Below are 20,910 nucleotides of genomic sequence, written 5' to 3'. Positions count from 1 at the left end.
GGAAGTGTTACGATGTGGTTCAAAAATTTAATGACTTATAGACTGACTAAACCGCTAGATTGGGATCTTGCACAGCTACAAACTCAACTGGAAGATTGTCAATTTCATCCTTGCGGTGCTCAAGATCAAAGTAAATTTGGCTGGTCTGCTCCATTACGAGGCACTGATTTACTCTATTTTTCTGTAGGAAAACAAATTCTATTAATTGCCAAAAAAGAAGAAAAAATCTTGCCGGCAAATGTGGTCAAACGTGAACTTGATGAACGCATTGAAAGCCTCGAACAAAAAGAAAATCGCAAACTTAAAAAGGTAGAAAAACAGACATTAAAAGATGATGTTGTGATGAGTTTATTACCTCGTGCATTTAGTAAAAATCAGCATACGGCACTGTGGATTGATACGGAAAATAATCTTATTCATATTGATGCCGCATCGAGTAAACGCGCAGAAGATGCACTTGCATTACTGCGTAAATCCCTAGGCTCGCTTCCTGTCGTGCCTTTAGCCTTTGCTAATGAACCCAGCACGATTTTAACCAATTGGATCCTTCAAGATAGCTTACCGCATTGGTTACTTGCATTAGAAGAAGCCGAGCTTCGCGGCAGTCAGGAAGACAGCGTTATTCGTTGTAAAAAACAACCCTTAGAAAATGAAGAAATTCTCGCACTTCTGCAAGATGGTAAAAAAGTAGTAAGTAAATTAGCTTTAGAATGGGAAGACACCTTAACTTTCGTTTTTAACGAAGATTGCACAATCAAACGTTTAAAATTTGCAGATAGTATACGTGAAAAAAATGATGATATTCTGAAAGAAGATTTTACACAGCGTTTCGATGCAGATTTTGTACTGATGACTGGTATTCTAGCCAAACTCACCGAAAATTTATTAGATGAATTTGGTGGCGAAAAAACGAGATTATAAAATCGCACTTTAATCATTCTAAAATTAGGTTTATTTTGGCAATGTAAATTTAATATTCAGTGCATTCAAACCAGCTCTCTAAAATTAAACAGGCTGAAATACCATCGACTTTGCCTTTTTTTAATGCTTTAAAACCACCACGTTCAAAAATCTCACTACGAGCTTGCGTGGTGGTTAGTCGTTCATCTTGTAAATGGACATTAACCCCAAAACGACCTTGTAAACGATTTGCAAATTTACGAGCCAGCAAAGTCAAATTTTGTTCTGTTCCGTCCATATTTAAAGGAAGACCAACAATAACAACATCTGGCTTCCATTCTTTCAAGCATTTTTCGATCGCTTCCCAATTTGGAATGCCATCTTGTGCTTTAAAAGCTGGCAAGGCTTGTGCTGTACCTGTAATACTTTGCCCTATGGCACAACCAATACTTTTAGTGCCAAAATCAAAAGCTAGAGCAGTAATTCCCATTAACTATGCCCCACTTGCGCTAAGGCAAAATTATAAGGATGAATACCAAGTAACTGATTAGCCGCCATATAACGATCTTCATAGGGCATATCAAATAAAATTTGATCCTTAGATGACGCCACCAACCACGCATTATCGCTTATTTCTTTTTCTAACTGACCTGCCCCCCAGCTTGAACATCCTAGTGCAACAAGATATTTTTCAGGTGCAAAAGTTGAACCGAGCGTTTCCACTACATCAGCGGAGGTTGTCATTGAAAGTTCCTCTGTGACTTTATAAGTATGCTGAAAGGCATTAAGCGTATTCTTATGTAAAATAAACCCTCTTTCTGTATGCACAGGCCCGCCTGCGACCACCATTTCGTTACCAAAAGTGCGGTCATTTTTCATCATAAAATTGAGTTTTGAATAAAGTTCCGCAATGCTTAAATCTGTCGGCTGATTAATTACCAAACCCATTGAACCCTGTTCATTATGCTCACACATAAATACTACCGTGCGATTAAAATAATCGTCTAAATGTGGCATTGCGATCAAAAATTTTCCTTGTAATTCCATCATTCGCCTAAATCCCCAAAACAAATTTGTAATGCAGTTATCGCTGCAAGTGATGCAGTTTCAGTACGTAAAACACGTTTTCCTAATAAAATTTCTGTAAATCCTTGCTGTTCAGTTTGTGCAATTTCTTGTGCAGATAATCCACCTTCCGAGCCAATTAATAAACGAACACCCTCAGATGGAATAGTTGGTAAGGTTTTAATAGAATAGTGCGCACGTGGATGTAAATTCAATTTCAATGCACCATCATTTTCTGCACACCAATCTTGCAATTTCATCAATGGACGAATTTCTGGCACGCTATTACGACCGCACTGTTCGCAAGCTGCAATCGCAATTTTTTGCCATTGTTGGATTTTTTTATCCATTCGCTCTGCATCAAGTTTTACACCACAGCGTTCTGACCATAATGGCGTAATCACATTTATCCCCAATTCTACAGATTTTTGAATAGTAAATTCCATTCGTTCTCCGCGAGAAATTACTTGCCCCAAATGGATTTTTAAATGGGATTCTTTATCCGCAAGCTCACGCCCCAAAATCTCTACTTTTACGGACTTTTTATTTGACTCAATAATTTTTACTGGATAAATATGATTAGAACCATCAAAGAGTTCAAGCTGTTCGCCTTCTGTCATTCTTAACACTCGAGCAACGTGATTTGCCGCGTCTTCTGAAAGCTGACATTGAGTTTGATTTTCAAGGGATATTGGATGATAAATTCTTGGTATGCGCATAATGTTTATTTATATGAGTGAAAAAGTGCGGTCATTTTAACTGGTTTTTTTATCGGATATTCATCTTACGACGAATAAACGCCATCATACTATGTAAGAGTAAAAACAATAAAGACAAAGCATACAAAGGCATATTTCCTAATACAGAATAAGGGGTTTTGCCTTCTGTAGGTGCAATTTTATAAGTCAAAGTTGTTTCAATAAATTGTGGTGCCTGCGCTAATACCTTACCTTGCGCATCAACAAAAACTGAAATCCCCGTATTCGTTGCACGAATAAGCGGTTTGCCTAACTCTAAAGCGCGCATTCTTGCCATCTGTAAATGTTGCCAAGGCCCGATAGAATCGCCAAACCACGCATCATTAGATAACGTGAGCAAATAATCCGTATCTTGTTTCAAATTTTGTCGCACTTGCTCGCCGAAAATAATTTCATAACAAATTGCTGGCGAAAAAGCACGTTTTTTGGCGATTAAAGAGGGCTGAACAGCCTCCCCACTTTGAAATGCTGACATTGGTAAATTAAACACTGAATTAAGTGGTCGCAAAATACTTTCTAGCGGAACATATTCCCCGAAAGGCACAAGATGATGTTTATTATAACGATTTGGCGTATCTGGTTGATAAGGAAAATCTGGGTTTCCTGCAGTCATAATTGAATTTAATAACTTACCAGATTTTGTATCTTGGAATACCGTTCCAATCATAATCTCCGTTTTCGTTTCTTTAGCCGCATGCTCTAATCCCTCAAAAAATGGCGTAATCGCATTTTCAAGGGTTGGCAAGGCTGATTCAGGCAAAATAATTAAATCGGTTTTACCAAGATTTTCTGTGATTAATTTTTGATAAATCGCCAAAGTAGAATAGAAATAATTAGGATCCCATTTAAGATTTTGTTCAATATTACCTTGCGCAAGCGTGACTGAAATTGCCTTATCTTCAACAGATTTTACAAAGTGAATTCGGGATGAATAAGCACTCAATCCCCCCACGATGATCAATAACAAAGCATTCGCTAAAACTAATTTAAGGTTTTTCGTTTTAAACAAAGAGGAAACGAGATTAAAAATGACCGCACTTGCCCAAACAGTAAAGAACGTTAATCCTGTTACGCCAAAAATAGGGGCAATGCCATAAAATGGGCTGTCAATTTGTGTATAACCAAATTGAAGCCAAGGAAAACCAGTGAAAATCCAACCACGTAAAAATTCTGTCAATGTCCAAATCACGGCAAAAATTACCGCACTTTGCACTTTGAAACGCTGAACCAAATAGGTAAACAGCATCGGGTATAGCGCAAGATAAGCCGCAAGTAAACCGACAAGGAAATAACTTACCCCTAAAGACGCACCACCAAATTGATGAATGCTGACATTAAGCCAACTTACTCCAAAGCAGAAAAATCCCATCGCCCACAAGAAAGTGGATAAAAGTGCGGTGGATTTTTTAGGATTTTTAGCGACATAAAGTAAACCGAGTAAAGAAACATAGGCTAAAGGCCAATAATCAAATGGCGAAAAGGCAAAAACGCCGAGTAAACCTGATATAATCGCAATAAGATAAGTAAAATATTTATTCATAAATTTAATTGATAATAAAATCCTATTCAGATTTTTCATCTACATTATTCATTTCTGCCAAATGTTCATCTGGCACTGTGACTCGAAGTTGAATTAATCGACGACTATCTGCAGAAGTCACTTTAAATTGAAGATTTTTCAAAATAATTTCTTCCCCACGTTTTGGTAAATAACCAAAAGTCTGCATAATCAGACCGCCAATGGTATCCACTTCTTCATCATCAAAATCCGTATTAAATTGTCCATTGAAATCATCAATATCTGTGAGCGCACGCACCGCATAAGTATGACGAGAAAGCTGACGAATATCCGCGACTTCTTCTTCATCAAATTCATCTTCAATATCGCCAACAATTTGTTCCAAAATATCTTCAATAGTAACAAGACCTGATACCGCACCAAATTCATCCACCACAATGGCCATATGAAAACGCTCTGAGCGGAAATCTTTCAACATACGATCCACTCTTTTGCTTTCTGGCACAATCACGACGGGGCGCAATAATGAAGATAAATCAAAGACTTCCGCATCTTCACGTAAAAATTTTAATAACTCTTTTGCGTGCAAAATCCCCACGATATTATCGCGATCATCCGCATCGGCAATCACAGGAAAACGAGAATGAGCGGATTCAATAATTGTGTTTAAACAAGTATTTAAATCTTGTTGATCTTCAATAAAAATAATTTGTGAACGAGGAATCATAATATCGCGAACACGAAGTTCCGCAATTTCCATCACGCCTTCAATCATTTCACGCGTATTTTGATCAATTAAATCATTTTGTTCTGAATCGCGAATCACTTCCACAAGTTCTTCACGATTTTTTAATTCGCCTTGAAAAAAGCGACCAAATAAAGATTGGAAAAAAGGTTTTTTTGTATTTTCAGATTGGTTTGAATTTTGCTGTTCGTCGTTCATATTGATTTGTGTTTGATGTCTTATTGACGGCGAAAAAGTATCATATTTTGGAAAAAATCGCAAAAATCGAAAAGACGAAAATCAATAAAAATAACCGTACATTGGGTTTAAACCTAAAGTGCGGTTAAAAATACACAATTTTTACGGAGAGGGGAAAATTCTAGACAACAAAATATTCTTATTTTGTTTATATGACGAAAAGTATCTATGTTGTGGATAACTTGTGAATAATGGATTTTTGATTGTGAATTGATCTCGTAAAAAGAGGGCAAAGATCCTTATCACATCAAACTTCAAAATAAATCGGGTTATTTGTAACCAAAAGATCTTAAATAAAAATAAACCGCACTTTTTACATACAAAAATGGAAGAAAATGCGGTAAAAAAATACAATTTTTAAAATGGTTTTATTCACAAAAGATCTTTTTACCATCTCTTTGAGTTATTCAATATTTCTGTGGATAAAATTGTGGTTGAGAAAATCTGTAATGTTGTATAACTCAAATTAACTTTTTTAATAAAATTTCAGCTTTAAATTTATTCCTTTTAATTCAACTGGTTAGAAGTAAAAGAATGAATGCATTTAGAATACACAGAATACCCAAAATTTGATGTTTAATTTTTATACAGATTATTTCACACTGGATAAATAACGTTCCCAATCAAAATATTGACCAGGATCGATCTTACGTTTCGGCGAAATATCGCAATGTCCAACAATTCGAGCTTTCGTAATCTTCGGGTAACTTTTCATTATTACATTGGTAAGTTCTTGCAATGAAAAATATTGATCGTCGGTAAAAGGCTGTTCATTACTCCCCTCCAACTCAATTCCAATGGCAAAATCATTGCATTTTTCTCGTCCTTGAAAATTCGATACGCCTGCGTGCCAAGCGCGATCATTAAAATTGACATATTGCGTAATTCGCCCATTTCGTTCAATCAAACAATGGGCAGAAACACGCATTTGATGAATTTCTTCAAAATAAGGATGAATCTTAGGATCTAATTTCCCTTGAAAAAAATCATCCACATATCCGCCACCAAATTGTTCTGGCGGTAAGCTAATGTAATGGATCACCAGAAGTGAAATATCTTGTAAATCTGGGCGTTTATCAAAATGCGGAGATGGAATTTGCCGACAATCGGTCAGCAATCCTTTCTCAATATCTTTTATTTTTCGCATACATTTTTCCTTTTTTTGCGATCAGGATCGCAGAAAAAGTGCGGTCAATTTTACAAACAAATTTTTCCTTTTCACAATGTCGTTGCCAACAAAGGCTTAATAAAAGGAAAATGAATGAAACTAACAACACAGCAAACCTTGAAAAAAGGTTTTACATTAATCGAGCTAATGATTGTGATTGCAATTATTGCTATTTTAGCCACCATCGCAATTCCTTCTTATCAAAATTATACCAAAAAAGCTGCGGTATCCGAATTACTGCAAGCGTCTGCGCCTTATAAGGCTGATGTGGAATTATGTGTATATAGCACAAATGAAACAACAAGCTGTACAGGGGGAAAAAATGGTATTGCAGCGGATATAAAGACAGCAAAAGGCTATGTAGCCTCAGTTATCACTCAATCAGGTGGCATTACAGTAAAAGGGAATGGCACATTGGCAAATATAGAATATATTTTGCAAGCTACAGGTAATGCTGCAGCAGGTGTAACTTGGACAACAACCTGCAAAGGAACGGATGCCTCTTTATTTCCTGCAAATTTTTGCGGAAGTGTCACACAATGACGAGCTATGCTTTACTTCATACTCAGCGTGTAATTGCTCAAAATGGCGAGGTATTTACGATCTCGCCAGATTTATGGGAACGTAATCAGCAACAACAGTCTCTGCTCTTACGTTATTTTGCGTTACCACTCAAAGAAGAAAATAATCGTCTTTGGTTAGGTGTCGATTCCCTTTCTAATCTTTCCGCCTGTGAAACCATTGCGTTTATAACGGGAAAACCTGTCGAACCAATTTTGTTAGAAAGCAGCCAACTCAAAGAACTGTTACAACAACTTACTCCGCGCCAAATGCAAGTGGAAGAACAAGTTAAATTCTATCAACATCAAGAAACCCATTTTGAACAAGAAGATGATGAACCTGTTATCCGCTTACTTAATCAGATTTTTGAATCTGCCTTACAAAAAAATGCCTCTGATATTCATTTAGAAACCTTGGCTGATCAGTTTCAAGTGCGGTTTAGAATTGATGGTGTTTTACAACCACAACCCTTAATAAGCAAAATATTCGCCAATCGTATTATTTCACGCTTAAAATTACTGGCTAAATTAGATATTAGTGAAAATCGACTTCCACAAGATGGGCGATTTCAATTTAAAACGACTTTTTCCGATATTCTTGATTTTCGTCTTTCAACCTTACCAACCCATTGGGGCGAAAAAATCGTGTTGCGAGCGCAACAAAATAAACCAGTAGAACTTAGCTTTTCTGAATTAGGTATGACCGAAAATCAGCAACAAGCATTTCAACGCGCACTTAGCCAGCCACAAGGATTAATTTTAGTCACTGGTCCAACAGGAAGTGGAAAAAGTATCTCACTTTACACCGCACTTCAGTGGCTAAATACGCCTGATAAACATATTATGACTGCTGAAGATCCCATTGAAATTGAGCTGGATGGCATTATTCAAAGCCAAATTAACCCACAGATTGGATTAGATTTTAGCCGTCTATTGCGCACTTTCTTACGCCAAGATCCCGATATTATTATGCTAGGCGAAATTCGCGATGAAGAAAGTGCAATGATTGCACTACGTGCCGCCCAAACCGGGCATTTAGTACTCTCAACTTTACATACCAATGATGCGATATCTGCCATTTCTCGATTACAACAACTTGGTATTCAACAGTATGAAATTGAAAACAGCTTACTGCTCGTTATTGCGCAACGTCTTGTACGAAAAATCTGTCCAAAGTGCGGTGGAAATTTAATAAATTCTTGTGATTGCAATCAAGGTTATCAAGGTCGAATCGGCGTGTATCAATTTCTACATTGGCAGCAGAATGGCTATCAAACGGATTTTAAAAATTTACATGCGAGTGGTTTAGAAAAAGTTAATCAAGGAATGACGGATAATAAAGAACTTGAACGTGTGCTAGGTAAAAACTCATGACTAAAAAACTCTTTTATTATCAAGCTAGTAACGCATTAAATCAGGAACAAAAAGGCTCAATTATTGCGGATACAAAACAACAAGCACACTTTCAATTAATAAGCCGCGGGCTTACTCACATCAAATTACAACAAAACTGGCAATTTGGGGCAAAGCCCAAAAATTCAGAAATTAGTGAATTACTCAATCAATTAGCCACGTTGCTACAGTCCGCTATTCCGTTAAAAAACAGTCTGCAAATTTTGCAACAAAATTGTACTCAAATTATGCTCAATGAATGGCTTGAACGACTACTTCAATCTATTGAATCTGGTTTAGCATTCTCACAAGCCATTGAACAACAAGGGAAATATCTTACTCAACAAGAAATTCAACTGATTCAAGTGGGAGAAATGACGGGAAAACTTTCCGTTGTTTGTAAAAAAATAGCCACGCATCGTAGCCAATCTTTAGCATTGCAACGTAAATTACAGAAAATTATGTTATATCCCTCAATGGTATTGGGAATTTCTCTATTATTGACACTCGCATTACTGCTTTTTATCGTGCCTCAATTTGCTGAAATGTACAGTGGCAATAATGCTGAGTTACCAACAATAACCGCAATATTGCTCTCAATATCTAATTTTCTTAAGCAAAATATTGGCATTTTGCTATTTTTCGCTTTTAGTTTTTTTCTATTTTATTACTTCTATCTAAAACGCCAGACTTGGTTTCATCAAAAGAAAAATCAACTTATTTCTATCACGCCTATTTTTGGCACAATTCAAAAGCTTTCACGTTTAGTGAACTTTAGTCAAAGTTTACAAATTATGTTGCAGGCTGGCGTACCGCTTAATCAGGCACTAGACAGTTTTCTTCCTCGCACACAAACTTGGCAAACCAAGAAAACGCTTGTAAACGATATGGTATTAGATAAAGAAGTGCGGTCAATTTTGCAATGGGTTTCTCAAGGCTATGCGTTTTCTAATAGCGTAAGTAGCGATCTTTTCCCGATGGAAGCACAACAAATGCTACAAATTGGCGAGCAAAGCGGAAAACTCGCTTTGATGCTAGAGCATATCGCGGATAATTACCAAGAAAAACTTAATCATCAAATTGACTTCCTCTCACAAATGCTAGAACCATTAATGATGGTAATCATCGGAAGCCTGATTGGAATTATTATGATGGGAATGTATTTACCTATCTTTAATATGGGTTCTGTTATTCAATGATTTATTTCATAATGTTTTTATTAGGCGGTATCTTAGGGATCGCATTGTGGTTCTACCTATCTGGTTTTATTACGCATTTGCAGCAAGAGATTTATGCGACTTACGTTGAATTATTTCCACAAAACCGTTCTCCATTTCAACCGCACTTTGCCTCTATTCAACAAAAAAAGTGCGGTCATATTTTGAGGTATTTTTTAAGTGTTGGAGTTGGATTTATATTTTTACAAATTGCCTTCAAAGATTCTATTTTTACTGTATGGATCGGACTCACACTTATTATTCTTTGGACAATCAGTTATCTTGATTGGCACTATCAACTTATTTCTACGACACCCTGTTTATGGTTACTTACTCTAGGATTATTTGGAGCAGACAATAACTTTTCATTGCTAACGTTATCTGAAAGCATAAAAAGTGCGGCTAGTTTTTTTATTGTTTTCTACGCAATCTATTGGATTGCAAAATGTTATTACAGAAAAGAAGCCTTTGGACGGGGAGATTATTGGCTAGCAATGGCATTAGGAAGTTTTATTCGTTTAGAAACCTTACCGCACTTTTTATTATTAGCCTCAGTGCTTGGAATATGTTTTTCGCTTATTCATAAAAAGAAAAAAGAATTTATACCTTTTGCCCCTTTTATGAACTTATCAGCTGTCATCATTTATTTCGTCAAATATTACGGATATTAAAAAAGGGAAAACATAATATTTTCCCCTTGTTCTTCATAAAAGTGCGGTTGCTTTTACGAACGTTTCATCACTTCAAAAAACTCTTCGTTGGTTTTCGCCATCATCAGCTTATCAATCAAGAATTCCATTGCATCCACTTCATCCATTGGATTAAGAATCTTACGAAGAATCCACATTTTTTGTAATTCGTCCGCTGTTGTGAGTAAGTCTTCTTTACGAGTACCAGAGCGTTTAAAGTCAATGGCTGGGAATACGCGTCTTTCTGCAATTTTACGAGAAAGGTGCAATTCCATATTACCCGTACCTTTAAATTCCTCAAAAATTACTTCATCCATTTTCGAACCCGTATCAACTAGTGCTGTTGCAATAATCGTTAAACTGCCGCCTTCTTCCACATTACGTGCAGCTCCAAAGAAACGTTTTGGACGATGCAACGCATTAGCATCCACACCACCAGACAAAATTTTACCTGAAGCTGGAGTGACTGTATTGTAAGCGCGCGCTAAACGAGTAATAGAATCAAGCAAAATGACCACATCTTTTTTATGCTCTACAGAACGTTTCGCTTTTTCGATTACCATTTCTGCCACTTGAACGTGACGAGTTGCGGGTTCATCAAAAGTAGAAGCAATGACTTCGCCTTTTACTGAACGTTGCATTTCTGTCACTTCTTCTGGGCGTTCATCAATCAATAATACGATAAGTTCCACATCGGGGTAATTATGCGTGATACTTTGCGCAATATTTTGCAACAACATTGTTTTACCCGCTTTTGGTGGTGCTACGATTAACCCACGTTGGCCTTTACCAATTGGCGAGGCTAAATCCAAAATACGGGCAGTTAAATCTTCTGTTGAGCCATTGCCTCTCTCCATTCTTAAACGAGAGTTAGCATGTAATGGCGTTAAGTTTTCAAATAAGATTTTGCTACGAGAAACTTCAGGTTTGTCATCATTAACTTGATCAACTTTTAAAAGTGCAAAATAGCGTTCGCCTTCTTTTGGTGGACGAATTTTACCTTCGATTTTATCACCAGTTTGAAGATTAAAACGGCGAATTTGACTTGGGGAAACATAGATATCATCAGGGCCTGCAAGGTAGGAACTGTCGGCAGAACGAAGGAAACCAAAACCATCTGGTAAAATTTCTAACACACCACCGCCGAAAATATCTTCGCCACTTTTGGCGTGCTGTTTTAAGATTGCAAAGACAATATCTTGTTTACGCAAACGAGCTAAATTTTCTAAGCCCATTTGCTCCTCGCCGAGTTTCACAAGATCAGAAACAGGCGTATTTTTAAGTTCTGTTAAATGCATAATGAATAAATGTTGGAATTAATAAGAATTGATTATTCGAATGGTGGGCTTGCACCCTTTGAATGGCGCGTAAATTACCACTAAAACCCTACGCTGTCTAGCTTTTATTAGCATTTAATATAAAAAATTACCGCACTTTTTTTAAGAACTTATTTTGGAAGTTTAGCCGTCTAGATTGTTATTTATTTGATTTTTAATTAGAATACGGACAATTTGTAAGGTTATCAATAAGCACTTAAGGGAAATTATGGCGAATTGGGACGGAAAATATATCAGCCCTTATGCAGAACACGGCAAAAAAAGTGAGCAAGTAAAAAAAATTACAGTATCTATTCCCATTAAAGTACTGGAAATTTTGACGAATGAACGCACTCGCCGCCAATTAAAAAGTTTACGTCACGCAACTAACAGTGAATTGCTTTGTGAAGCATTCTTACACGCATTCACAGGACAACCTTTACCCACCGATGCAGATTTAATGAAAGAGCGTAATGATGAAATCCCTGAAGATGCCAAAGTGCTTATGCGTGAATTAGGTGTCGATCCAGAAAACTGGGAATATTAACCGCACTTTTCACTTATCCGTTCAAGCCATTCAAAATTAAACATTCAGGGTTGTCATTGCCCTGACAACTGTCGTGCCAGTGCTGCAATTTTTGTACCATTTTTTGTAACTGTTCTATTTGTTGATTTAATGTCGCAATATGTTGAGCAGTTAGCACTTTCACTTCTCGGCAGCTACGCTTAGGATTATCTTGTAGTGCTAATAATTGTGCGATTTGATGTAACGAAAACCCAACATTGCGTGAGTGTCGAATAAAATGCAACCTTTCTAAATCACTTTCTCCATAATTTCGATAGCCTGACAAACTGCGAACAGCGGGTTTAATTAACCCTATTTTTTCATAATCACGGATTTGTTTTGTAGATAAACCTACTAATTTTGCGGCTTCACTAATATTCATAAAAAACTTCTTGACCTTAACCTTATGTAAAGGTTTATAGTTTAACCATCAATAAAACAACTAACAAGGAGTAAAAATGAAAACTATCACATTAAACATAAAAGGCATACATTGCGGCTGTTGCGTAAAAAGTCTTACTCAAGTTTTAACTGAATTAGATGGTGTACAATCTGCTGATGTGCAATTAGAGGGTAAAGTAAATATTACTTTTGATGAAAATCGAGTCAATGTTGCACAGCTGATTGAGGTCATTGAAGATGCTGGATTTGACGCCACAGAGTAAAAAATTTCAATTCAGATTGGTGGGATGGCCTGCCAATCGCATTCATCAATAAAACAACTAACAAGGAGTAAAAATGAAAACTATCACATTAAACATAAAAGGCATACATTGCGGCTGTTGCGTAAAAAGTCTTACTCAAGTTTTAACTGAATTAGATGGTGTACAATCTGCTGATGTGCAATTAGAGGGTAAAGTAAATATTACTTTTGATGAAAATCGAGTCAATGTTGCACAGCTGATTGAGGTCATTGAAGATGCTGGATTTGACGCCACAGAGTAAAAAAATTTCAATTCAGATTGGTGGGATGACCTGCCAATCTTGTGCCAATCGCATTGAAAAAGTTTTAAATAAAAAACCATTTGTGCAACAAGCGGGAGTGAATTTTGCCGTCGAAGAAGCACAAGTTGTATTTGACGCTACGCAAGCAAGCGAAACTCAAATTATCGAGATTATCCATAAAACAGGTTTTTCTGCTCATATCAAACAAGCCAATGAATTACCAATAGAAGAAAATACATCAATCCCTTGGCGATTAATCATACTTTGGATAATCAATATTCCATTTCTGATTGGTATGCTTGGCATGATGAGTGGCTCACATCACTTGATGTTACCGCCGATTTGGCAATTTGCATTAGCAAGCATTGTGCAACTTTGGTTAGCCATTCCATTTTATCGCGGAGCAATCGGTAGTATTCGTGGTGGACTTGCCAATATGGATGTACTGGTCAGCACAGGAACGCTCACTATTTATCTTTATTCTGCTTTCATGTTGTTTTACCACGCCGATCATGCAATGGGGCATGTGTATTTTGAAGCTTCTGTAATGGTAATTGGTTTTGTCAGTCTTGGAAAATTTCTTGAAGATCGCACTAAAAAGCATAGCTTAAATAGCTTGAGTATGCTCTTGCAACTGACACCGAAAAAAGTCACTGTTTTACGTAATGAAAAATGGAGTGAAATTGCTCTTGACCAAGTCAATATCGGCGAAATCATTCGTGCGAATCAAGGCGAACGTATTGCGGCAGACGGCATAATTGAAAGTGGAAATGGATGGTGTGATGAAAGCCATTTAACGGGCGAATCTCGTCCAGAAGAAAAACAGAAAGGTGGAAAAGTATTAGCGGGGGCGATGGTAACAGAAGGTTCTATTATCTATCGAGCAAATCAGCTTGGTAGCCAAACCTTACTTGGCGATATGATGAATGCATTATCAGATGCACAAGGATCAAAAGCGCCAATCGCACGATTTGCTGACAAAGTTGCTTCCGTGTTTGTGCCTGTCGTTTTAGTGATTTCACTTGTTACTTTCGCACTCACTTATATTCTGACGAATGATAGTGTGTCTTCACTAATTCACGCGGTATCCGTGCTTGTGATTGCTTGCCCTTGTGCCTTGGGATTAGCCACACCAGCAGCCATAATGGTTGGTTTAGGTAAAGCAGTCAATGCTGGCGTATGGTTTAAAGATGCGGCTGCAATGGAGGAAACCGCCCACGTGGATACCGTTGTACTTGATAAAACTGGCACATTAACAAAAGGAGAGCTTGAAATCTCTGCTTTATGGCAGCCACAAAGTGCGGTGTATTCTGAAGACGATTTGTATCGTTTTGCAGCAGCAGTTGAACGACAAGCTAACCACCCAATTGCAAAAGCTATTGTGCAAGCAGCAGAACAAAAAATGTTAGAAATTCCCACCGCACTTTTTTCAAAGATGGAAGTGGGTCAAGGCATTCAAGCCGAATTAGAACAAGTGGGAACAATAAAAGTCGGTAAACCTGATTATTGCGGTTTAATCTTGCCTAAAAATTTAGAGGATATTTGGCAAATTGCGAGCATTGTCGCAGTATCCATAAATGATGAACCCATCGGTGCATTTGCACTGACGGATACTTTAAAAAACGATAGCTTGCACGCCATTCAACGCTTACAACAGCAAAATATTGATGTCGTAATTATGAGTGGTGATCAACAATCTGTCGTTGATTACATAGCAAAACAGCTCGGCATTAAGAAAGCCTTTGGTGGACTCAGTCCTAGAGATAAGGCGGAACAAATCCAAAAGCTGAAAGATCTAGGTCATATTGTCGCAATGGTAGGCGATGGAATAAATGATGCGCCTGCTTTAGCTTCTGCAAACGTCAGTTTTGCGATGAAATCAGGTTCAGATATTGCAGAACAAACAGCCTCTGCAACGCTTATGCAACATTCGGTGAATCAACTTGTGGATGCGCTTTTTATTGCAAGAGCAACCTTGAAAAATATCAAACAAAATCTATTTTTTGCTTTGATTTACAATATTCTCGGCATACCCCTTGCCGCTTTCGGTTTTCTTAGCCCTATAATCGCTGGTGCTGCTATGGCGTTGAGCTCAATTTCCGTATTGATGAACGCCTTAAGATTGAAAAAAGTGCGGTTCTAATTTCATTTATTTTTATACGCAATCGGTGTCGTCATCGCACCGATTTTTTTGTCGCTGAAAATTACCGCACTTTTTATAAAAAAATTTTAACTTGATCACAATTTTAGAATTTTCTCTTTGAGATTCTCTATTTATCGGCATAACATAATACTCAAATTTAGTTGGAGCGGATTTTGCTCTACAAATTGACAAATTTAAGTAATTTATGCTTTGGAGCAAACTATGAAATCAACAGAAAAACTCAAATGGAACAAATTTGATGCAACGTGGATGTTAAACCTTTTCGGTACGGCGGTTGGCGCGGGCGTATTGTTCTTGCCGATTAACGCAGGGATGGGTGGATTTTGGCCGTTAGTTTTAATGGCAATTATCGTCGGGCCCATGACTTATTTTGCTCATCGTGGCTTAGCTTATTTTGTGCTTTCATCTAAAAAGCCTGGCAGCGATATTACTGAAGTAGTGGAAGAACACTTTGGTAAAACCGCTGGTAAACTTATTACCTTACTTTATTTTTTCGCAATTTTCCCTATTCTGTTAATTTACGGTAACGGTATCACGAACACCGTAGATTCTTTCATTGTAAATCAACTTGGTATGGCATCACCAAATCGAGTTATTCTCTCTTTTGTATTAATTGCGGTATTGATTTCCGTGATGTTATTTAATGAAAAAGTGATGTTAAAAATCACAGAATGGCTTGTTTACCCGTTAGTCTTAATTTTATTTGTTCTTTCTATTTACTTAATTCCTGAATGGAATAGTGCCGTATTATATGAATTTCCAACAGCAGGTGGTTTCTTAACCACTTTATGGCTAACCATTCCCGTATTAGTATTTTCATTTAACCATTCGCCAGCGACTTCATCGTTCACTTGCTCACAATTCCGTGAATACAAAACGTTTGAGGGCGCAGAACGCCATATCAGCCATACAGAAAAAGGCGCTTCAACGATTTTATTATTCTTCGTAATGTTCTTCGTATTTAGCTGTGTATTAACACTAACACCTGAAGAATTAGTGGCAGCAAAAGAACAGAATATTAGTATCTTGTCTTTCTTAGCAAATAAATTTGATAATCCATATATCTCTTATTTTGGCCCGCTTGTTGCATTCTTAGCAATTACAAGTTCATTCTTCGGTCACTATATGGGGGCACGTGAAGGATTAGAAGGCTTATATTTGAAAATGAAAGGCGAATCTGTAAATCGTAAAAAACTCAATTATGCGACCGCACTTTTCTTCTTATTAACCTTATGGGGCGTTGCGATTATTAATCCAAGTATCTTAGGCTTAATTGAATCTCTTGGCGGCCCAATCATTGCGATGATTTTATTCATTATGCCAATGTATGCGATTCGCAAAATCCCAGCAATGAAACGCTACAGCGGACATTTCAGTAATGTATTTGTAACAATTATGGGACTAATTGCTATTTCTGCAGTTGTTTATGGATTATTATAATCGCTTTTAATTTTTAACGAATTTTGAGAAATTTATGATTAGCGTATTTGATATGTTTAAAGTGGGAATTGGGCCATCCAGTTCCCACACGGTCGGTCCGATGAAAGCGGGTAAACAATTTATAGACGACTTAATTAAACGAAATCAGTTTGAACAAACAGCTGAAATTCATGTGGATGTGTATGGTTCTCTTTCGATGACAGGGAGAGGTCACAGTACAGATATCGCCATCATTATGGGATTAGCGGGTTATTTACCACATAATGTGGACATCGATATGATTTCAGGTTTCATCGAGAAAGTGAAACAAACTGCGCTTTTACCCATTAATATTGATCAAAAAACGGTAAAATTTGATTTTGAAAATAATCTCATTTTCCACCGCACTTTTTTAAAATTGCACGAAAATGGCATGACAATTACCGCTCTTGATGAAAATCGCACAGAACTTTATCGCCAAACCTATTATTCGATTGGTGGTGGTTTTATTGTCGATGAAGCCCATTTTGGCAAAGAAGAAAAAACCACAGTCCAAGTGCCTTATCCTTACAAAAATGCCGAAGATATTTTGAAACATTGCAGTGATAACGGTTTAATGCTTTCCACTGTGATGTTGGAAAATGAAATCGCATTGAATGGCAAAGAGGCTGTCAGTGCTCATCTAGAGAATGTTTGGAAAACGATGCAGGCTTGTATTGAACACGGCATTCACACAGAGGGTATTTTACCCGGCCCATTAAAAGTACCACGTCGTGCGGCTTCACTTTATCGTATGTTGCAAGCTAATACGAATTTATCTAACGATCCAATGCGTGTGATCGACTGGGTCAATATGTTTGCGCTTGCTGTCAATGAAGAAAATGCAGCGGGTGGACGTGTAGTCACAGCTCCAACTAACGGTGCGTGTGGGATTATTCCAGCAGTATTAGCTTACTACGAAAAATTTATCTCGCCATTAACACCTGAAATCATTGAACGCTATTTATTAGCAGCAGGTATGATTGGTTCACTTTATAAAATGAACGCTTCGATTTCTGGCGCAGAAGTGGGTTGTCAAGGTGAAGTCGGTGTAGCTTGTTCAATGGCGGCTGCAGGACTTGCTGAAATTCTGGGTGGCAATCCACTACAAGTGTGCATCGCAGCTGAAATTGCAATGGAGCATAATTTAGGATTAACTTGCGACCCTGTCGGCGGTCAAGTTCAAGTACCTTGCATCGAACGCAATGCGATTGCTTCAGTTAAAGCAATCAATGCATCACGTATGGCTTTACGCCGTACCACTAATCCAAGAGTAAGCTTGGATAAAGTGATTGAAACAATGTACGAAACAGGCAAAGATATGAACGCTAAGTATCGCGAAACATCGCAAGGCGGACTGGCAGTGAAGATTGTTTGTAACTAATAAAAAGTAAAATAATTAAGGGGCTGATCTGCATGAATTAGTTGGACTACATAACCCACCTATAAGGTGCAGATCACTATTTAATCATTTAAATATCTTGAAAATTTAAATCCATTCTTTAAAACTTACCCAGTAAAACTTGCAAACCAACCTAAGTTTGCCCCAATTTGCGCCACAATATTTAATATGCCAAATAACATTATAAACCCAATCATAAAACTTCCTCCGTACACTTTATAAGTCGCATTTGGGAATTTTTGGCGACTTGCTTTGGCAAGAAGTGCGGGGACAATTGCAGCCCAAATTGTTGCCGCCAATCCAGCGTAACCAATGGCAATCACAAATCCATAAGGAAATTGCAGGCTTAGCAATAATGGCGGTAAAAAAGTAACAAGTGTTGTTTTTGTTCTGCCTAATAAGCTATCGTCAAATTTAAACAGATCGGCGATATAGTCAAATAAGCCTAAAGTTACACCTAAGAATGACGTAGAAATTGCCATATAAGCAAAGAAATTTAATACGACGGCAAGGTATTCTACTTCAATATATTTATGTAAAGCCTCTAATAATGCAGAAACATCGCCGCCTTTTTCAATGACTGGGGCAAATTCAGTGCGTGGTAAATTACCTTGCACAGCAAGCTGCCATAAGATGTAAATCACTAATGCTAAGCCCGTACCAATAAAGATCGATTTCATCACACGACGACCATCACGATCGTAATATTTGACGAGACTTGGAACATTCCCGTGGAAACCAAAGGACACGAGACAAACTGGAAGTGCGGTCAATAAATAAGGTAAATATGTTTGTTCGCTTTGAGAGACTGTATTGAATAAAACTTCTGTTTTTACAGAGCTTAATAAACCAATGGTAGAAAGGAAAAAAGCGACCACCATCCCGACAATTAACACAGTTGTGAAACGGTCCACCGCTTTGGTTGAAAGCCACACGAAGGCTGCAAGGATAAGGCAGAAAATTAAAGATCCTGAAGTTCTTCCAATATCCACCGTACTTTCAGCAGAACTGAATGCCTGGTTTAGCAGATTTTGTGTAATGCCTCCGCCTGAGGTTATGTAGGCATAAGTCAAAACATATAAGACGAAAGCAACAGAAAGGCCGTTGGTAATATTCCAACTTTTTCCTAATAAATCTTTAACGATGGTGTCAAAACTTGAACCTGTTGGATAATGCAGATTAGCTTCTAGGATCATTAATCCTGATGTCGTCATACAAAACCAAGTATAAATTAAAGCGAGAATCGAACCAATAAACCATACACCAGCCGTTGAAGTTGGGTTAGCCAGCATGCCTGCACCAATAGCTGTACCAGCGATGATCATCGCACCGCCTAAGAGAGAAGGGGATCTTTGTTGTGTCATAAAATGCCTCTAAAATAAATTTGCACTATTATAGTAGTGCAAAAGGAAAGTGCAATATATTTATATCGATAAAAAGGGGACATTCAGTCCCCTTTGTAATGTTGTCAAAGCATTCATTATTGACGGTAATCAGACAAAAATCTTGCTAATTTTGTAATGGCTTCCTCAAGTTGATTTACATAAGGAAGAGTAACAACACGGAAGTGATCTGGCGAATGCCAATTAAATCCTTTACCGTGCACAAGTAACACTTTTTCTTTGCGGAGTAAATCAAGCACCATTTTTTCATCACTGTGAATATTGAATTTTTTCACATCAATTTTCGGGAACATATACATCGCCCCCATTGGTTTTACGCAAGTAATGCCGGGTATTTGAGTAATAAGATCATAGGCTTTGTTTCGTTGCTCAAGTAATCGGCCGCCCGGTAAAATAAATTCATTAATACTTTGATAGCCACCAAGTGCGGTTTGAATTGCATGTTGCATTGGTACGTTAGCACATAAGCGCATTGATGCCAGCATATCCAAGCCTTCAATATAACCCTTCGCATTATGTTTTGGGCCGTTTAAAATCATCCAACCTTGGCGGAAGCCTGCAACTCGATAAGCTTTTGATAACCCATTCAGCGTAACGGTTAATAAATCAGGGGCAAGTGCGGCAATGTGATGATGTATTGCGCCATCGTATAAAATTTTGTCATAGATTTCGTCTGCGAAGATAATCAAATTATTTTGGCGCGCGATTTCCACAATTTCTTGTAATAATTCTTTGCTATACACTGCGCCAGTTGGATTGTTTGGATTGATGATAACAATGGCTTTAGTTTTAGCATTCACTTTCGCTTTAATATCATCAATAGCTGGGAACCAATTTGCTTCTTCATCACAAAGATAATGAACAGCTTTACCGCCAGAAAGGGTTACCGCTGCAGTCCAAAGCGGATAATCAGGCATCGGCACAAGCACTTCATCGCCATCATTAAGTAATGCTTGCATTGCCATTGTGATAAGCTCAGATACGCCGTTACCAATATACACATCATTGACGGTCGCACCGTGAATACCTTTTGATTGATAATATTGAACAATGGCTTTACGAGCAGAATATAAACCTTTTGAATCGCAGTAGCCTTGAGCCGATGGCAAATTACGTAGCACGTCTACTAAAATTTCATCGGGTGCTTCAAAGCCGAAAGGGGCGGGGTTGCCGATATTAAGTTTTAAAATTTTATTGCCTTCTTCTTCTAAGCGTAGTGCTTCTTTATGCACTGGCCCACGAATGTCATAACATACGTGTTCTAATTTGTCGGATTTTGGGAATAATCGCATAGTGAAATCCTTTTGTTTCTAATAAATTTTTCGAGAAAAGTGCGGTTAATTTACGCTGAATTTTCAATATTGAAAAGATTTTGTAAAAAAATTTTTTGTCATTAACAATCTGCGG

The 20,910-nt window shown here is 37.5% G+C and carries 21 protein-coding genes; 11 read left to right on the top strand and 10 right to left on the bottom strand.

The features are described 5' to 3' along the window. Positions 1 to 12 precede the first annotated feature (12 nt). Positions 13 to 921 (top strand): recombination-associated protein RdgC, encoded by a 909-nt coding sequence (gene rdgC, locus DQN24_RS03335; protein ID WP_111695395.1) that lies wholly within the window; start codon positions 13 to 15, stop codon positions 919 to 921. Positions 922 to 970: 49 nt separating this feature from the next. On the opposite strand, the gene ruvX is transcribed toward rdgC, so the two are convergent. From ruvX to ampD, 6 genes are all read right to left on the bottom strand, one after another. After that, positions 971 to 1,390, bottom strand: coding sequence for a Holliday junction resolvase RuvX (gene ruvX / locus DQN24_RS03330; protein WP_005686741.1), 420 nt, complete (start codon positions 1,388 to 1,390; stop codon positions 971 to 973). Beyond that, a complete protein-coding gene (locus DQN24_RS03325) occupies positions 1,390 to 1,950 on the bottom strand; it encodes a YqgE/AlgH family protein (RefSeq protein WP_005654097.1) in 561 nt (186 codons plus the stop codon). The genes ruvX and DQN24_RS03325 overlap by 1 nt, the downstream gene beginning before the upstream one ends. Then, positions 1,947 to 2,684: a 16S rRNA (uracil(1498)-N(3))-methyltransferase gene (rsmE, locus tag DQN24_RS03320; RefSeq protein WP_111695394.1), complete on the bottom strand. Its 738-nt coding sequence runs from the start codon at positions 2,682 to 2,684 to the stop codon at positions 1,947 to 1,949. Before rsmE ends, DQN24_RS03325 begins: the two co-directional genes overlap by 4 nt. A gap of 49 nt (positions 2,685 to 2,733) precedes the next feature. Continuing rightward, positions 2,734 to 4,263 (bottom strand): apolipoprotein N-acyltransferase, encoded by a 1,530-nt coding sequence (lnt, locus tag DQN24_RS03315; RefSeq protein ID WP_111695739.1) that lies wholly within the window; start codon positions 4,261 to 4,263, stop codon positions 2,734 to 2,736. A gap of 22 nt (positions 4,264 to 4,285) precedes the next feature. Next, positions 4,286 to 5,185 (bottom strand): CNNM family magnesium/cobalt transport protein CorC, encoded by a 900-nt coding sequence (gene corC, locus DQN24_RS03310; RefSeq protein WP_021035700.1) that lies wholly within the window; start codon positions 5,183 to 5,185, stop codon positions 4,286 to 4,288. A gap of 631 nt (positions 5,186 to 5,816) precedes the next feature. Then, positions 5,817 to 6,371 (bottom strand): 1,6-anhydro-N-acetylmuramyl-L-alanine amidase AmpD, encoded by a 555-nt coding sequence (ampD, locus tag DQN24_RS03305; RefSeq protein ID WP_021035702.1) that lies wholly within the window; start codon positions 6,369 to 6,371, stop codon positions 5,817 to 5,819. A 114-nt stretch (positions 6,372 to 6,485) separates the two neighbouring features. Between ampD and DQN24_RS03300 the strand changes: the two genes are divergently transcribed. Genes DQN24_RS03300 through DQN24_RS03285 form a run of 4 tightly spaced genes read left to right on the top strand, consistent with a single transcriptional unit; the run spans position 6,486 to position 10,232 of the window. After that, entirely contained in the window at positions 6,486 to 6,935 is a 450-nt protein-coding gene (locus DQN24_RS03300; RefSeq protein WP_021035703.1) for a prepilin-type N-terminal cleavage/methylation domain-containing protein, read from the top strand. Beyond that, the gene (locus tag DQN24_RS03295) at positions 6,932 to 8,326 is read left to right on the top strand and encodes a GspE/PulE family protein (protein WP_111695393.1); all 1,395 of its coding nucleotides are present in this window, start codon (positions 6,932 to 6,934) and stop codon (positions 8,324 to 8,326) included. The genes DQN24_RS03300 and DQN24_RS03295 overlap by 4 nt, the downstream gene beginning before the upstream one ends. Continuing rightward, positions 8,323 to 9,543 carry a type II secretion system F family protein gene (locus tag DQN24_RS03290; protein WP_021035705.1) on the top strand — a complete coding sequence of 407 codons (1,221 nt, stop codon included), beginning with the start codon at positions 8,323 to 8,325 and terminating at the stop codon, positions 9,541 to 9,543. The genes DQN24_RS03295 and DQN24_RS03290 overlap by 4 nt, the downstream gene beginning before the upstream one ends. Then, positions 9,540 to 10,232 (top strand): prepilin peptidase, encoded by a 693-nt coding sequence (locus DQN24_RS03285; RefSeq protein ID WP_041175383.1) that lies wholly within the window; start codon positions 9,540 to 9,542, stop codon positions 10,230 to 10,232. Before DQN24_RS03290 ends, DQN24_RS03285 begins: the two co-directional genes overlap by 4 nt. Positions 10,233 to 10,285: 53 nt before the next feature. Here DQN24_RS03285 and rho read toward each other — a convergent pair whose 3' ends face one another. Further along, entirely contained in the window at positions 10,286 to 11,548 is a 1,263-nt protein-coding gene (gene rho, locus DQN24_RS03280) for a transcription termination factor Rho (protein WP_005648966.1), read from the bottom strand. A gap of 247 nt (positions 11,549 to 11,795) precedes the next feature. On the opposite strand from rho, the gene metJ reads away from it, so the two are divergent. Continuing rightward, positions 11,796 to 12,113 carry a met regulon transcriptional regulator MetJ gene (gene metJ / locus DQN24_RS03275; RefSeq protein ID WP_021035707.1) on the top strand — a complete coding sequence of 106 codons (318 nt, stop codon included), beginning with the start codon at positions 11,796 to 11,798 and terminating at the stop codon, positions 12,111 to 12,113. A gap of 13 nt (positions 12,114 to 12,126) precedes the next feature. On the opposite strand, the gene cueR is transcribed toward metJ, so the two are convergent. Beyond that, entirely contained in the window at positions 12,127 to 12,513 is a 387-nt protein-coding gene (gene cueR, locus DQN24_RS03270; RefSeq protein ID WP_005648963.1) for a Cu(I)-responsive transcriptional regulator, read from the bottom strand. Positions 12,514 to 12,589: 76 nt separating this feature from the next. Here cueR and DQN24_RS03265 point away from each other — a divergent pair, with 76 nt between their 5' ends. The 5 genes from DQN24_RS03265 (at position 12,590) to DQN24_RS03245 (ending at position 18,082) form a co-directional block, all read left to right on the top strand. After that, positions 12,590 to 12,796, top strand: coding sequence for a heavy-metal-associated domain-containing protein (locus DQN24_RS03265; RefSeq protein WP_005666693.1), 207 nt, complete (start codon positions 12,590 to 12,592; stop codon positions 12,794 to 12,796). Between the two features lie 73 nt (positions 12,797 to 12,869). Beyond that, on the top strand, positions 12,870 to 13,076 hold the full coding sequence (locus DQN24_RS03260) for a heavy-metal-associated domain-containing protein (protein WP_005666693.1): 207 nt from the start codon (positions 12,870 to 12,872) through the stop codon (positions 13,074 to 13,076). Next, positions 13,051 to 15,219 carry a heavy metal translocating P-type ATPase gene (locus tag DQN24_RS03255; RefSeq protein ID WP_041175384.1) on the top strand — a complete coding sequence of 723 codons (2,169 nt, stop codon included), beginning with the start codon at positions 13,051 to 13,053 and terminating at the stop codon, positions 15,217 to 15,219. The genes DQN24_RS03260 and DQN24_RS03255 overlap by 26 nt, the downstream gene beginning before the upstream one ends. A 222-nt stretch (positions 15,220 to 15,441) precedes the next feature. Beyond that, entirely contained in the window at positions 15,442 to 16,680 is a 1,239-nt protein-coding gene (locus tag DQN24_RS03250; protein ID WP_005660694.1) for an HAAAP family serine/threonine permease, read from the top strand. A gap of 34 nt (positions 16,681 to 16,714) precedes the next feature. After that, positions 16,715 to 18,082, top strand: a complete 1,368-nt coding sequence (locus tag DQN24_RS03245) for an L-serine ammonia-lyase (protein ID WP_021035711.1) — start codon at positions 16,715 to 16,717, stop codon at positions 18,080 to 18,082. Positions 18,083 to 18,207: 125 nt separating this feature from the next. Here the strand turns inward: DQN24_RS03245 and mtr are convergent, their stop codons facing one another. Beyond that, complete coding sequence (mtr, locus tag DQN24_RS03240) at positions 18,208 to 19,464, bottom strand: tryptophan permease (RefSeq protein ID WP_021035712.1); 1,257 nt, start codon at positions 19,462 to 19,464, stop codon at positions 18,208 to 18,210. 116 nt (positions 19,465 to 19,580) lie between these two features. Beyond that, positions 19,581 to 20,795: a pyridoxal phosphate-dependent aminotransferase gene (locus tag DQN24_RS03235; RefSeq protein WP_021035713.1), complete on the bottom strand. Its 1,215-nt coding sequence runs from the start codon at positions 20,793 to 20,795 to the stop codon at positions 19,581 to 19,583. Positions 20,796 to 20,910: the final 115 nt, after the last annotated feature.

Origin of the sequence: Haemophilus influenzae (assembly GCF_900475755.1) — a bacterium.
Taxonomy (GTDB): Bacteria; Pseudomonadota; Gammaproteobacteria; order Enterobacterales; family Pasteurellaceae; genus Haemophilus; species Haemophilus influenzae_D.
The sequence above is the reverse complement of the archived record's forward strand: the minus strand, read 5'-3'. Positions and strand labels throughout refer to the sequence as shown.